Origin of the sequence: Collinsella sp. AF39-11AT, assembly GCF_003474585.1 — a bacterium.
GTDB lineage: Bacteria > Actinomycetota > Coriobacteriia > Coriobacteriales > Coriobacteriaceae > Collinsella.
Map to the genome: position 1 here is coordinate 1 of NZ_QROG01000017.1, position 14,594 is coordinate 14,594.

The 14,594-nt window shown below is 61.1% G+C and carries 13 protein-coding genes; 3 read left to right on the forward strand and 10 right to left on the reverse strand.

Annotated elements, in window-relative coordinates; all coding sequences use genetic code 11:
* Positions 1–59: 59 nt before the first annotated feature.
* The 9 genes from DW037_RS07460 to DW037_RS07500 all read right to left on the reverse strand — a co-directional run bounded on the left by DW037_RS07460 (position 60) and on the right by DW037_RS07500 (position 9,786).
* Positions 60–2,504 carry a DEAD/DEAH box helicase gene (locus tag DW037_RS07460; RefSeq protein WP_117629644.1) on the reverse strand — a complete coding sequence of 815 codons (2,445 nt, stop codon included), beginning with the start codon at positions 2,502–2,504 and terminating at the stop codon, positions 60–62.
* 116 nt (positions 2,505–2,620) lie between these two features.
* On the reverse strand, positions 2,621–3,925 hold the full coding sequence (locus DW037_RS07465; RefSeq protein ID WP_117629645.1) for an ATP-binding protein: 1,305 nt from the start codon (positions 3,923–3,925) through the stop codon (positions 2,621–2,623).
* Positions 3,918–5,657 (reverse strand): TerB N-terminal domain-containing protein, encoded by a 1,740-nt coding sequence (locus DW037_RS07470; RefSeq protein ID WP_233505685.1) that lies wholly within the window; start codon positions 5,655–5,657, stop codon positions 3,918–3,920. The genes DW037_RS07465 and DW037_RS07470 overlap by 8 nt, the downstream gene beginning before the upstream one ends.
* Positions 5,658–5,744: 87 nt before the next feature.
* Complete coding sequence (locus DW037_RS07475) at positions 5,745–6,461, reverse strand: DUF554 domain-containing protein (RefSeq protein ID WP_172622415.1); 717 nt, start codon at positions 6,459–6,461, stop codon at positions 5,745–5,747.
* A 118-nt stretch (positions 6,462–6,579) separates the two neighbouring features.
* A complete protein-coding gene (locus DW037_RS07480; protein WP_118373094.1) occupies positions 6,580–8,010 on the reverse strand; it encodes a hypothetical protein in 1,431 nt (476 codons plus the stop codon).
* Positions 8,011–8,028: 18 nt separating this feature from the next.
* Positions 8,029–8,310 carry a hypothetical protein gene (locus tag DW037_RS07485; protein WP_117563505.1) on the reverse strand — a complete coding sequence of 94 codons (282 nt, stop codon included), beginning with the start codon at positions 8,308–8,310 and terminating at the stop codon, positions 8,029–8,031.
* Positions 8,294–8,893, reverse strand: a complete 600-nt coding sequence (locus DW037_RS07490; RefSeq protein WP_089573324.1) for a hypothetical protein — start codon at positions 8,891–8,893, stop codon at positions 8,294–8,296. Before DW037_RS07490 ends, DW037_RS07485 begins: the two co-directional genes overlap by 17 nt.
* 90 nt (positions 8,894–8,983) lie before the next feature.
* Positions 8,984–9,493, reverse strand: a complete 510-nt coding sequence (locus DW037_RS07495; RefSeq protein WP_118373096.1) for a hypothetical protein — start codon at positions 9,491–9,493, stop codon at positions 8,984–8,986.
* Positions 9,490–9,786, reverse strand: a complete 297-nt coding sequence (locus tag DW037_RS07500) for a hypothetical protein (protein ID WP_118373097.1) — start codon at positions 9,784–9,786, stop codon at positions 9,490–9,492. Before DW037_RS07500 ends, DW037_RS07495 begins: the two co-directional genes overlap by 4 nt.
* A 346-nt stretch (positions 9,787–10,132) precedes the next feature.
* On the opposite strand from DW037_RS07500, the gene DW037_RS07505 reads away from it, so the two are divergent.
* From DW037_RS07505 to DW037_RS07515, 3 genes are read left to right on the forward strand one after another with little or no spacing between them, the layout of a single operon-like run.
* The gene (locus tag DW037_RS07505; RefSeq protein ID WP_118373099.1) at positions 10,133–11,734 is read left to right on the forward strand and encodes an FAD-binding oxidoreductase; all 1,602 of its coding nucleotides are present in this window, start codon (positions 10,133–10,135) and stop codon (positions 11,732–11,734) included.
* A gap of 2 nt (positions 11,735–11,736) precedes the next feature.
* On the forward strand, positions 11,737–12,552 hold the full coding sequence (locus DW037_RS07510) for an electron transfer flavoprotein subunit beta/FixA family protein (RefSeq protein ID WP_117848252.1): 816 nt from the start codon (positions 11,737–11,739) through the stop codon (positions 12,550–12,552).
* A complete protein-coding gene (locus DW037_RS07515; RefSeq protein ID WP_118373101.1) occupies positions 12,553–13,758 on the forward strand; it encodes an electron transfer flavoprotein subunit alpha in 1,206 nt (401 codons plus the stop codon).
* Here the strand turns inward: DW037_RS07515 and DW037_RS07520 are convergent.
* Positions 13,755–14,567, reverse strand: coding sequence for an HD domain-containing protein (locus tag DW037_RS07520; RefSeq protein WP_118373103.1), 813 nt, complete (start codon positions 14,565–14,567; stop codon positions 13,755–13,757). The genes DW037_RS07515 and DW037_RS07520 overlap by 4 nt on opposite strands.
* Positions 14,568–14,594 lie beyond the last annotated feature (27 nt).

Below are 14,594 nucleotides of genomic sequence, written 5' to 3' on the forward strand. Positions count from 1 at the left end.
AAATGGCGCGAAGCACGCGGTTGACAAAACCATAGAGACACGTCCCAGAAAGACTGGTCTCAGGCGTGGTCGCGCCAGCTGCGGACACGCTGCTTCATGCCCTCTATGTCGAGCACGCCTTCGGCAAAGCCCTTGCGCACGAGCTCTTCGGGAACAAACTCGTCGTAGCGGTCAAAGTAAGGCACCTCGCCAGGATAGACGAGCTCGATGGGATCGAAGTCCTTTTCGGCCTCGGCGGCGAGCACCTCAAAGAACGTCTCCTCGTCGGCCTTCATCTTAAACTGCATAAAGTACGGGCGTGACGGGTCGAGTCCGCGAAGGCCCAGCTCAGCGGCGCATTTGATTTTAAGCATGCGCTCGAGTGCTAGGAAGGCGTAGCTGCCCAACCAGGGGAAGAGCACCCAGGTGTCGCCACCCAGATTGATGAGCGGCTTAGTTCCCGCGCCCGAAATCTCGGCGGTATGACGAGCCTGCGCCAAGCGAGCCCGTGCGTTACCCATAAGGTACGGATATGCTGCGTGCTCAGTGAGCGCTTGGCGCATACGCTCGAGCACATGCGTGTTAATGTCGCCGGGGCAGTCGCCAAAGTAGGCCGGCACCCGGCCCTTGACCTGCGTGGCAAAGACAGTGTGGCGCTTCCAGTCCACTTCCTCGACAATCCAGCAGTGTCCGGCGATGGCGATGCGCTCACCGGGCGGGGGCGGATTAACGATCGTGCCCAGCTCGGCCGATTCGCTCCGGACGGTAAACTCCTCGTTTTCCTGGAACACGGCGTAGAACTTAAAGTTGTTGATGATGCGCTCGCCCGCGAGACCCACGATGAGCCCGCCACCTTCGGTGACCTGGATATGGTCGATCTTAATGAGGTGACGTAGCAGCACACGGTAATCGTCTGCCGAGACACGGTGGAAATAGCTGAGCGTGAGCACGCGCTGGGCAAGTTCGGCCGGCGTGAGCTCGCCGGTGCTGGCGAGGGTCGACATAGTCTGGTGATAGAGCAGGCTGTAGGGGAGACGATCGAGCTCGGGTGGCTCGACCCACTTTTCCTCGCGATAGAGTTGTACGAGCGCGATACCCTGCAGGAGCTTCCAGGGAATGGTTTCGGGCATCATCGTGCGCGGCTCGGGCTCTTCCTCGCGCATGACAAACCACATCTCGGGCGGAAGATCGCGACGGCCTGTGCGCCCCATGCGCTGCAAAAAGGAGCTGACGGTAAACGGCGCGTCAATCTGGAAGGCGCGCTCCAGGCGGCCGATATCGATACCGAGCTCCAGCGTAGAGGTGGTGACGGTCGTCTGTGTCTGTTCCTCGTCGCGCATGAGCTCTTCTGCCGTCTCGCGCAGCGATGCCGAAAGATTGCCGTGGTGGATGAGAAAGCGGTCGGGCTCGTGCCGGCTCTCGCAGTAGCTACGCAGCATGGAGCATACGGCCTCTGCCTCCTCGCGCGAGTTGGCAAAGACCAGGCATTTGCGGCCGCGGGTGTGTTCGAAGATATAGCCCATGCCGGGGTCGGCGTTGTCGGGCGCCGTGTCGGTGGGGTTGAGAAGCGCCTGCTCGGTCGCTCGTGGGATGTCGACTTCGCCCTCGGGGGCCGAGGAAGTTTGGCGGTCCTTGGGAGCGGCCTTGCCCCGTGCCCGCTCACGACGTTGATGGCGCTCCTCTTGTGTGAGCTGTCCGCTGTGACGCATGTCTTGGGCGCCGGCGGGCAGCGCCGCGGATGCCGCTGCCTCGATGCGCTCGCACGCGAGTACTTCGGCCTCTTGAGGACCTGTGCCCATGAATCCCCGCTGCTGAGCCTGGGGGCCCGAGTTGTAGAAGTGCTCCATGGAGATGCGCCACACGCGGCGCGGTTCCTCAAAGCGGGGGATAACGCAGTCGCGCCCCGTTCCCTGCGAGAGAAAGGCGCCCGTGCGCTCGGGGTCGCCGATGGTGGCCGAAAGGCCAATGCGGCGGGGCTGCACGCCTGCCATGCGCGAGAGGCGCTCGATAAGACAGAGCGTCTGCCCGCCGCGGTCGCCGCGCATGAGCGAATGGACTTCGTCGATAACCACATAGCGCAGGTCGCAAAACATGCGCGGGATCGCCATGTGCTTATGGATCAGGAGTGCCTCGAGCGACTCGGGCGTAATCTGTAGGATGCCGCTCGGTTTTTTGATGAGTTTGGCCTTGTGTGATTGCGAGACATCGCCATGCCAGTGCCAGACGGGGATATCGGCTTCTTCGCACAGGTCGTTGAGGCGGAAGAATTGGTCGTTGATGAGCGCCTTGAGGGGGCCAATGTAGAGGGCGCCCACGCTTGCGGGCGGGTTCTCCCAAAACTCGGTCAGGATGGGAAAGAAGGCTGCCTCGGTTTTGCCGGAAGCCGTGGATGCCGTCAGGAGCACATTGTCCTGTGTGTTGAAGATGGCATCTGCCGCCGCAACCTGGATAGAGCGCAAGCTCTCCCAATCGTGGGAGTAGATGAAGTCTTGGATAAACGGGGCGTAGCGGTCAAAGGCGTTCACGGGGCCTCCTTTCAACAACGAATCTCTCAACGCGGCTGGCAACGGCTTGCTGCATTACTGCTTCAACGTTTGCCCAGATAAAACCTGCCAAAATAAACCTGTCCCTTTTTGGTGGGTTAGATGGTGAACTCGGCGAAGTTGCGGTCGCCGCCTGCGGTGCCGGTGTCGCCTGTTGCGGTTGCCGGCGCCAACGCGTCGCCGCCGACGCTTTGCAGCAGCTCGGCCACGTTGGCGTCGGGGTTTTGGCATAGGATGTCGAGCAGCTCGATAAAGTCACGAATGACTTCACGCGGCGTCAGATGCGTGTCGGCTCCCACGCGACCGAACTCGATCTTGAGGAAGTCCACCAAGTCGTTCTCGGTAAGCGTGGGCGTCCAGCCAAAGTAGCCGGCGTGAATTTGCATGAGTTTTTCGATCAGCACCAGCAGCTCCTCGTAGGTGAGTGGCTGCAGGCGGATGATGGGCGCGAGCATGTCCTTAAGGTCTTCGCGCGCAAAGCGGCCCTGAGCGAGTCGGCTGCGCAGGGCCTCGTAGGAGAACACGCCGCGGCGGCGGTCTTCGATGGAGGTTGGCGTGCCGCCCATGATCATGCCTAGGTACTGCGCCTTGCCCTGGAGCGTGTCGTTGTACATGGTCAGGATCTTCTCGTAGTTGTATTGGCGCGTGATGGCGTTGGGAATCTTATACAGATTCACGAGCTCGTCGATGAGCACCAGCATGCCCTTGTAGCCACTGCAGACCAAAAAACGCGCGATGAGTTTGACGTAGTCGTACCAGTCGTCATCGCTGATGATGGTTGAGGACCCCAGTTCGGCGCGAGCCTCGCTCTTGGTGCGGTATTCGCCGCGGATCCATTTGGTCACGCGGCTCATGGCCTCTTCGTCGCCCTCGGATACGGCCGTGCGATAGCGGCGAAGCATGCGGGTGAAGTCGAAGCCGTGGACCATCTCCTCGAGCGGGGTCAGTTGGGCATTGACGACCGACTCGTCGACGTTGGCACACGAGGCGACCCAGCGATCCAGAATAAGGTTGAGCGCACCGCCCTCGGGGCGCGTCTTGGTCGATATATTGCGGATGAGCTCGCGGTAGGTGGCAAGGCCCTGCCCCTGACCGCCCTGCAGGCGTCGCTCGGGCGACAAGTCGGCATCGGCGACGACGAATCCCTCGCCCATGGCGTGCGTGCGGATGGTCTGGAGCAAAAAGCTCTTACCGGCGCCGTAGCGACCGACTAAAAAGCGGAAGCTCGCGCCGCCATCGGCGATGAGACTTAAATCGGTGAGCAGGGCGCGGATCTCGACCTCGCGCCCTACGGTGATGTAAGGAAGGCCGATGCGCGGGACCACGCCGCCCTTGAGCGAGTTGAGAATGACGGCAGCGACGCGCTTGGGCACGCGGGGTGCTGCGGATGCGGTATCACTCATGGTCTAGGTATCCTCTCACGTCTGCTTCGTAGTCCTCGATAATCTGCGGCCCTGCCGCGCCGAATTCGATAACGGTGTCTCCCACCAGGTCAAAGAGCGCCTCGTTGATGGTATCGACAAGCATGTCCTCACTCTTGCCCGACTGCGCCACCGCCGATGCCGTCTGCGCTGCGTTTTGCTCGAGTAGTGCTCGAAGATAGGCGTCTGCGGCGGGATCGAGTGCGGACGCGGTGTCAGCGGACGTGGGTGCTGGTGCGAGGAGCGGGGCCACGACGCCAAACTGCTCGGTGGAGATGGTCGGCTCGCTAGCCTCGTCCTGCTGCATGGTCGTCGCGACTGGTTCGGCGATCGTGCCGGCCACGGGCTTGGCTTCCCGTCGTTCGGCAACTGTCACCTCGGCATCCGCAAGCGTGCCGTCCTCGCGTTCCTCGTCGATCAAAAGCGCTTCGCGCGTTTGTGCGGCAGCGCTCCGAATGTGCCCCAGCTGGCTCAAATCGATATCGATCTTGACGGGCTGGTGTGCGGCGTCCCACGAAAGCCATGCCACAATCTCGTCATCGATAATCTTGGCCAGATATTTGGGGACCTTTTCTTCCTTAAGGGGATGGGCGGGGTCCAGCGCCAGGCGCAGGCGTTGGTCGCAGGCGCGCATCATTTCACCGAGCTTGCTGCTCTTTTGCCTGCTACCGTGAATCCGCATGCATTCCCAAAAACCGTTTTGGCAACGGTAGATATGGATGGGGTCCAGACGGTATTCGCAGTCCTCGTGGCGCTCGGGCGCAAAGAATACGGCCGAGGCAAACATGGTGTAGGGCATGGCCGTCTCCTCCCCAAATAAACTTGCCACGATGCCGGTCTTTCGGTGCGTGTCATAGTAGCGCGCCATGCGGACATACACGGCGCACGCCACGTGGCGCAGATCACGGTGGTGGCTGCGGTCGAGCCGCGAGCTACTTAGGTTGTACGTGGAGAGGGCGTTGATGGCGGCCATGAGTCGCTCCTCGCGCACCTCATCGGGCGGAAGGGGGAGCGTGGGCTCGGAGGTTTTGCGACGCTTAGGGGTCTGGCCGGACGGTGCCGGTACAAGGTCTCGTGCCGCGCGCCGCAGTTCGATAAGGGCGTTATCGAACATGACGGTTTTAGAGTCGCGAAGCAGCTTGGGGTCGAGCCCGTGGAACACGGCGTAATCTTGCAGCCACACGCGCGCAAACCGGTCGATGCCGGGCTCGAAGGCGCGATAGACATCCCAAAAAGCCTTGATCTTGTTAAAACCATCGAGTGGATTATCTACGCCAATGCCGCAGATCAGCTCATAGAGATACAGAAAGGCAAAGGACGTAGACGTTTCCTCGACGGTTCCGCGGCGCACTTGGGCACGCCAGGTAAAGTAGCCGCGCAGTTGCCGGTCGCTCATGGCGTTGTAGGTGGGAAAGTACGACTTAAAGGTGCCGTTGTAGGGACAGTCGTCCTCAAAGTCGGCCATCAGCAGGCCCTGGCGGTAAAAAAGCTCGGCTTCCGAAAGCCAGCGGCCCGCACCGCCCTTGGGGTCATCCTGCCAGCGCGATATCTCGCGCATTTTACGGTACTGGTCGGGGAGGAAATTCTGCATCTGTCGGCCGGTTTTGAGAATCGGCTCGTCTGCGTAGGTTTCGTTTGAGAAGCGGGCGGACTGATGGGTCCGGGCCTCGGCCATAATGCGCTCGATGAGCATCTTGATGTCCTGGTCGGCCACCGCTCCTCCTCTCGAACGCAGCTACGGTGACCTCATATCATAGCACAGCATCAAACAGATGTTCGAGATACCGCTGCGTTGATAGATTTAGAACAGGAGGGCGTATATGACGGCGATGACGACGGAGGGAAGCATATTGGCCGTGCGGAAGGTCTGAGGACGGATGAGGTTGACGCCGACGCAGAAGATGAGCATGGAGCCTACGAGCGAAAGGCTGTTGAGGGCTGCTGTGGTCATGATGGGGGAGAGCGCGCCGGCAAACAACGTGATCGTCCCCTGGAACACGGCGACGGGCAGGGCGGAGAAGATGCAGCCGCGGCCAAGCGAGGCCGTCATGGTGCAGACGATGATGCAGTCCAGTGCGCCCTTGAGGGCAAGCGTTGACCAGTCGCCGAGCAGGCCGTCCTGGATCGATCCCACAATGGCCATGGCGCCGATGCACACGGTGAGTGAAGTCGAGACAAAAGCGTTGGTGAACTCGTTATCGCCCTCACTGCCAGTCTTGCGCTTGAGCCATTCGCCAAGGTTCTCGATGGCGGCCTCCAAGTTGATGGCCTCGCCGATGAGCGAACCGAGCGCAAATGAGACGATGAGCATGGTGGTACCGGTGGTCGCTAGCGCCTTTCCATCGATGATGAGCATCTTTTGCATGGTGCCGCCCAGGCCGATAAACAGGACGCACAGCCCCGATGCTTTCATGAGCGTGTCTTGGATGCGCGGTGTAATGAAGCGGCCGCCCGCTAATCCCAAAAGACCGCCCGCAACTAAAAGCGCAACGTTGATGATTGTTCCCAAGCCCGGCATGAGCCCTCCTGTATTGATGCCAACGTGGCAATCGTAGCAGAACGAAATGCGAGGCACATCGCGACTCATCTAATACGTTATATAAGTGGTATTAGGAATGATGCGCAGCATTTAAGCCTCAGGTGGTTGTCGGGACATAGGGATAGTAGTCAAAGCGCAGTGTCATAAGCCGCTGCGGGGATTCAACAGCCGCGGCGATGATATTGGCATCGCGGGCACGATCAAACCCTTCGAGTTCGATCTGATACGAGACGTCTTGCATAATGTCCAGACGGCGCCAGGCTAGAAGTGTGTCGCCATCGAATTCCAAGGTCTTGCCTCCGTCTGGGGCAACGGCGTATAGACGCAGTTTAGCGGTGGTTGCAGGGTCGACAACCGTGACCTTTTTAATTTCGTTTCGAGTATTCTTGGCGCCCAACAAGGTGAGCAGTGTTGGGGCCACGACCTCGCCCGATGGCAAAAAGACGACTTCGATGGATTCGGGAAATGCGATGATGGCCGACTTGCGGACGGGCTGATTGGCGGCGGCAACTTCGATGTTTGCAGCATCGATGACCTCTGTGTGGTCGAGGGCGGCAAGCACGCAGCAGTTACCTTCATCGATCTCCTGAGGATCAGCAAGCCCCAGACTGTCCGCGAGCTCGGGATCGTTTGGACCGGTAGCGGGCTCATTCGGTGCTTCGAAAGAAGCTGGGACGCTGTTTGTCGGCGACGGCGTGTCGCCCGCACCTGCTTCTTTGTCCGTGCTCTCTTCTTGTATGGTTGCGTTGATGGGTTCGTCGTTTGAGGGGAGCGTCTTGGCGTCAAGCGCGGAGGGGACAATCCCGACGGCTCCGGATCCGTTCCACTCCATCTCGAGAAGCGCCGGGTCGGCAAGAATGCGTTGCCTGCCTAGCGTGTGGGTATCGATCGCAATAGGGCCTGCCTCCGTCCCGCGCGTAAGGCTGAGCGATCCGGCTGGCTTCTCGAAATGAATGTCTGTGTCTTCGGTGCTGGCGGCGTAGAACAGCAGGGATGCTTCTCCCGCCGCGATGGCATCGGTGCCCGCCTTGGTCAGCCGCAGCGATGCCGTGAATGAGAGGGTGGGCTGCACATCGTCTGCATTCGCGGCGGCGCAGCCCAGACATATACCGCCTCCTTTCTCGAAAAACGCATCGTCGAAGGCGACCTTCGCTCCGTTCGCCGAGTCATCGACCGAAGCGATATCGATGCGCAACCCCAAATCGCACGGATCGCCATCTGCATCGAGCACAATCGAGCGCCACGTGCAGACGGCGCACCCCGCCTGGGAGCCGTTTGCCTTGTTCGAACGATTGATATCCACGACTATCGAGCCGTCCGTATTACGACGAAGGCATCCCGAGGTTGAGATTGCGGCCTGTGCGAACGAAAAACGCTTGCACGCAATGGCGCTCGACGGATTTGGTGCGGAGCTTAGGGCTGCTGGTAAGGAGTCTGCCATGACGGGAGTCGCCCAAGCGGCGACAGGCGTTCCGGTTGCGAGCGCGCCGCAGAGTGCGACGACGGGCAAAAGGTTCTTCGATGCCATGGGGTCTCCTTAGCTAATTTAGTGCGGCCTGTCCGTGTTTCGTTTCTGGCTGCGTTTGATGTGCAGACCGAGGCCGGCGGTTCCCGCGCCTGCTGTCGTGGCGCCTGCTGCCAAGAGCCATCGTCTGTCGTCTGTCTGTGCCAACGGTTCCTTGCAGTTGCCGCGGTCGAGCTCCGAGAGGTCGACCGTCACCTGCGTGGCGGCCTGCGCCTGTTCTTGCTGGGCAAAGGCCATGGCTGGCCCAAACGCTAGGATACTGACGGCGGTGGCCAGGGCGACGGCCTTATGCCGTGTGCGCACCGGGCTCGACCGTCCAGGTGATCGTTGCAACTTGATCGCCTTCGCCGGTTACGCGGAAGATGTCGCGCGTGACGCGGGCGACGTTTCCGCTTGTCTTGAGCTTAATTTTGTCCGTGCCGCCGGCAATGCCCTGGTAGCCCATGTCGAAGGCTGCATTCTTGGAAAGATCGAGGCCCGTCTCCTGCATTGCGGCGCTGGCGTTCTGGAGTGCGCCGTCGGGGCCGACCTTAAAGTCGATGGAATTCTGCGCGGTTCCGGCCTTGGCGTCGGCGGCAATGGTCCAGGTGTTCATGGCGTCGATCTTCATGTTGGTGACATGGATGCCGTAGGCCGAATGATTGTCGATGGTGGTCGCGTCTTCTGAGGGGCCCTGAAGCGTGCCGTCGGCCTTGGCGACGAAGGGAATAACCGTCGGAACTTTGAACTCTACGTTGTCGATCTCGGTCCTGACCATTACTTTCGTGGTTCCAACGCGCCCGGCTGCCAGAGCTGGCGTCGGGGCGGCGCCCATTGCGAGCGCGAGCGCGAGCCCTGCGCCCACGACGAGCGCTCTGGCTCCGTTCATGTTCCTGGTGATGTCCATGGTCGTTCCTTTCTATTCGCCGCGGGCCGTCCCCGCGATGATTGGACGAATGCTGGTGAATTGCGTGCGGTGCCGCGTCGGCCGAAAAAGCTAGTTCTCGGCTTGCTCAACCCGCACTTTGACGCGCGTCGGATTGCCGTGGGTGTCGTAGGTCTTGGCATCGAGTGCCTGAATCTCGATATATGCCTCGCCTTCTTGGATATCGCCGGCGGGGCAGGTCTCAACCGTCTTGCCGGCTTCGACCACACCGGACTCATAGATGGTCTCGTCGTTTTGAATCACGCGAAAGCGCTGGGGAAACTTGTTGTCTTGGACGTTTTGCACGTTGACGCGCAACTTGCCGCCTTCCTGCAACTGTGCGACCGGCGCGACCGAGATCGTCATCATGTTGTCGCGGACGATGGCGTCGAGCTCATCCTGGATTTCTTGGCGCGATTTACCCTCTGCCGTCGTGACTGAGGCGCCCGCTTCGGGCACGGGCTGCGACTGCCAGGCGTATAGCCCTACGGCGATGAGGGCGCAGACGATAGCCAGGCAGACAACGACGAGTTTCTTGCGACGCCCCAGCCCTGCAAGGCGGGGCGGCTTCTTCGCACTCATGCGGCGTCCTTGGTGGTGTAGACACGTGCGAACGTGGACGGGTCCGCTCCAAAGAGCATGTGAAGCATCAGGCGGCGCGAGTAGATGAGCTCGTCGAAGTCGTGAGGGAGCTCGATGTCGTGGATACGCGCGATGTGGCGGGCGAGCGCCGAGAACGACTCGGGGTCGCAGATAACATCGGTGGTGACGTGGTAGACCGCCGTATCGGGGAACGCCTCTTCGTCGAAAGGCAGGAGATAGGGATCGTCGTCGACCTCGATGGCGACGCCGTACTGGGGCCAGTAATATGCCATGGGAACCTCCCTGCTTCTGGGGCCAAAACTTCCATTGGTTTTGGCTGTTGATGCCGACCGTATCAGTCACTACTTGACCAATTTCTGACCAAATGCTTGACGGATTGACATCTCCGCAGGTAAAAGATGGTAAAAATTACTTCAACTTTTTTTGAGCGCCAATTGCGTGGTCGCTGGCGGTAAAGCGACATGTGTCAAAAGCATCGTCTGCCGAGGAAACCTTCCCGCTCGCCGAATTGCACGAACGTAAAAATCGCCAATTATGGAGACGGTCTCGAACACGTCGACGAAACGATGCGGTAACATCTCCCTGCAAACACTGTAGTTAGCTAAAGGGGGAGTTCGCGTGTCTGCAACCATCAAACCCTTCACCGACGAGTTCGAGGAGTATGGCCGCGATGAGTCTCGCACATCGGGCGAGGCCTCGAGCATCTCGTTTCCGACAACGGAGGACGAGGTTCGCGCCATTTTGAAAACGCTCCATGCCGAGCGTGTCCCGGTGACGGTTCAGGGCGCCCGGACCGGTCTTGCCGCCGGCGCCGTGCCTCATGGCGGTCACATTCTCAATACTTCCCGTATGAATCGCTACCTAGGCATTCGCCGCGATGAGCAGGGCCGCTTTCTTTTGCGTGTGGCGCCCGGCGTCGTGTTGTCTGAGCTGCGCAAGCAACTGGGCAAAAAAGTGCTGCCGACTGCCGGCTGGGACCAGGCATCGCTTGAGGCCTACGAGGAGTTCCAGGAAGCTCCCGAGCGATTCTTTCCCACCGATCCCACCGAGGCATCTGCCTGTCTGGGCGGCATGGCGGCATGCAACGCCTCCGGTGCCCGCAGCTATGCCTATGGCCCCATGCGCCCGCATATCACGGGCCTTCACGTTGCGCTGGCAGATGGCGATTTGCTCGAGCTTCACCGCGGTGAGGTTTTTGCTCAGGGCCGTCGCCTGTCACTTGTGACGGTGGAAGGTCGTTCGCTTGAGCTCGATCTTCCTGACTACACCATGCCCAAGACCAAAAATGCTTCGGGCTTTTTTGTTGCGGACAATATGGACGCCATCGATCTCTTTATCGGCGCATGCGGCACGCTCGGCGTTATCACCGAGCTCGAGATCGCCCTGCAGCCTGCTCCCGCGGTTGCGTGGGGCGTGAGCTGCTTTTTCGATAGCGAGGACAAGGCCGTTGCCTTTACCGATTCCGTGCGCCCGGTCCTGTCCCACGCGGCCGCTATTGAGTATTTCGATGCCGGCGCCCTAGATATCCTTCGCCGCCAGCGCGAGCGATCGACCGCATTTGCCTCACTGCCGGCACTCGACAAAGACGCCAAGGTCTGTGTCTACGTGGAGCTCGACTGCGACGACGAAGCCCAGGCGACTGAGGAGCTGTATCACTTGGGGTGGGTACTGGAGCTTGCGGGCGGCAGCGACGATGCGACATGGGTCGCGCGCACCGAAGTCGATCGCGAGTGCCAGCGATTCTTCCGCCATGCGGTGCCCGAGAGCGTCAACATGCTCATCGACGAGCGTCGCCGCACGGATCCCACCATCACCAAACTGGGCTCGGACATGTCGGTGCCCAACGCACGCCTGGCCGATGTCATCGCCCTTTATCGCCGCACGTTGGCCGAAAGTGGGCTTGAATCTGCCGCTTGGGGGCACATCGGCAGCAACCATCTGCATGTGAACATTCTGCCGCGCGATGCGCAGGATTACCGCCGCGGCGGAGAACTCTTTGCCCGGTGGGCTTCCGAGGTCACGGCCATGGGCGGCGCCGTCTCCGCCGAACACGGCGTCGGCAAGATCAAGGCGGGCTTCTTGGAGACGATGTACGGTCACGAGGCCATGGTCGAGTCGGCGCGGCTCAAGCTCCAGCTCGATCCTGCCGGGCAACTGGGTCGCGGTAACCTGTTTTCGGAGAAGCTCTTGGATGAGCTCGTCCAGAAGGGGGGCGCGTGAAGATGAGTGATTTCCATATGGTGGTGTGCGTCAAGGCCGTGCCGGGCAGCACCGAGGTCAAGATGGACCCCAAGACCAATACCATCGTGCGCGATGGCAAGCAGGCGGTCATTAATCCCTTTGATGCGAGCGCTTTGGAATGCGCGCTGGCGCTGAAGGACGACTTTATCGGCTTTGGCATGGATGTGCGCGTGACGGTGGTGTCGATGGGCATCCCCGCGACCGAGTCGCTGCTGCGCGACTGCATCGCTCGAGGCGCCGACGACGCGCTGCTGCTGACCGATCGCGCCTTTGCAGGTGCCGATACCCTGGCGACCACCTATGCTCTCAAATGCGGCATCGAGGCACTCGACGAGGACTTCGACCTGCTCATCTGCGGCAAGATGGCGGTGGATGGCGATACGGCCCAGATTGGTCCCGAGCTTGCCGGTGCCTTTGAGATTCCCTGCGTGACCGACGTGAGCTGCGTGCAAAGCGCGGGCTTTACGACGTGTGGCTCGCTGGCGCTCGTTCACGGATGCGATGCCGGCGAGGAGACGGTGTGTCTTGAGATGCCGTGCGCGATGACGACTGCCAAGGAGATTGGCCAGTTGCGTATGCCGAGTATTGCCGGTATTCGCGCGGCGGAGGAGGCGGACGTGCGCGTGGTCAGTGCCGCCGACGTGAACGCCGACCCCGCGCGTTGCGGTCTTGCCGGATCACCGACGCAGGTCGTGCGCTCGTTTGTGCCCGACCGTGACCAAACGTGCGAGGCCGTTGAGGGAACGGCGTCCGAGCAGGCGGTAAAACTTGCCAAGATTATTGAGGGGATGGCATAGATGAGCGGGCTGATTATCGATAGCGAAGCCTGTATCGGCTGCGGTCGCTGCGTTCGCGCCTGCGCCTCGGGCGGCATTGTGGTGGAGGGTGAGCGCCCCAATCGCTGTGCCCGCGTAACCGACGGCTGTATCCTGTGCGGTGGGTGCGTCGACGCCTGCCCCGTCAACGCCATCTCGATTGAGCGCGACGAGGCCGCCGGCGCGGCAGACCTTGACGCATATCGAGACATCTGGATCTTCGTGCAGACTGACGAGCACGATGCCGTTGCATCCGTGGCCTTCGAGCTCATGGGCAAGGGGCGCGAGCTTGCCGATGCCCGCGGCTGCCGTCTGGTGGCACTGGTCGGCATGAGTCCCGAGGGCTCACTCGGGGACCTGGAGCATCTGATTTGCGCCGGTGCGGACGAAGTTCTGGTCTGTCGTGACGAGCGCCTGCGTCAGAACGACGTGGAGGTCTACGCTCGCTTGATCTGCGATTTGGTAGCCGAGCGCAAGCCCGAGGCCATTCTGTACGGCGCGACCGCCTTTGGTCGCGAGCTGGCGCCCGGTGTGGCCGTGCGCTTGCAGACGGGTCTTACGGCCGATTGCACGGTGCTTTCTATGGATACGGAGACGGGTCTGCTGCAGCAGACGCGCCCGGCGTTTGGCGGCAACCTGATGGCCACCATTATCTGCCCCAACCACCGTCCTCAGATGGCAACGGTGCGCCCCGGCATCTTTAAGGCGCCCGAGTTTGACTATAGCCGCTCCGGCACGATTACCCAGGTAGTGCTTGCGGATGACGTTAAGGCCCGCGTCGAGATCTCGATTCCCGCCGAGGAGTGGGGACAGCAGGCCTCAATTGCCGATGCCGAGCGTCTGGTCGTGGTGGGCCGCGGCATCGGCTCCAAGAAGAATCTGCCCCTGATGCGAAAGCTCGCCGATGCCCTGGGTGCCGAGCTTGGTTGCACGCGTCCCATTGTGGAGGCAGGCTGGTTGGAGTATCGCCACCAAATTGGCCAGACGGGTGTATCGGTCTCGCCCAAGCTCCTCGTGAGCATCGGTGTCTCGGGCGCTATCCAGCATCTCGCCGGCATCGGTGGGGCGGAGTGCATTGTCGCCATCAATGAGGACCCGGATGCCCCCATCTTCGGTGCCGCCCAGTACAAGGTCGTCGGCGATGCCGTTGAGATCGTTGAGGAACTGCTGGCTCAGCTCGAGTGCTAAGCGCTTGCCAGCCAGTCGCGCAGCTCGTCCTTAAGGCGGCTCCAGGTTGCCTGCGCGGCGGGGTCGGTAAAGGGTCGCGTAATGCCAAAGGGCGCGTCGAGCAGGCGGTGGATATCGCCTTGCTCGCGCGCCAGTGCACGGCTTGCCGGATGGACGAGCTCAAACATAAAGCAGATGAGCCCCACCAGGTAGTCCGCCGGCTCGTTGCGCTCGTCACGCGCGACGCAGCGATGCTCGTCAAAGGCGGTAAGCGCCGGTGTCGAGAAGTGGCTGGCGAGAAACGTGTCCTCATCCACCTTGAGGATGGTGTCGACGGTGCTGTCGGCGATGGCGCGCATAATGTCGATCTTGTCGCCATCGCGCACGATCTCGCAGAAGCTCCGTGTACGGGTGTCGAGTTCCGTGGGCAGGCGAAAATCACTGTGGTGGGCGATGCTCGCGCGGATCAGTTCGTCCTCTGCCGGGTCATCGATAAAGTCGCGGATGCTCGTTACGGCGGGTGCATCGGCGGGATTCTCGCCAAAGAGGACCTCGATGCCCAGCGCTGCATGGCTCATGCTCTCGGCGTCCTTAAAGGTGTCCCAGCTCCGCAACTGCTCAAAGCGGCCCATATCGTGTAGCAGGCCGCAAAGCCATGCCAGGTCAATATCTTCTGACGACCAGCCCTGCTCGCGCGCTACGGCATCGCATGCCTCGGCCACGTGGTACGTATGCTCGATTTTGAGCGCGATGCGTGGGTTGGTGGCGTCGTAGGCATCGGTGTAGCTTTTGAAGGCCGCGCGCGCCCGGTCTCGATCGATAGCTGTCATAATGACTTCCTAAAAAGTTGTGTCTTT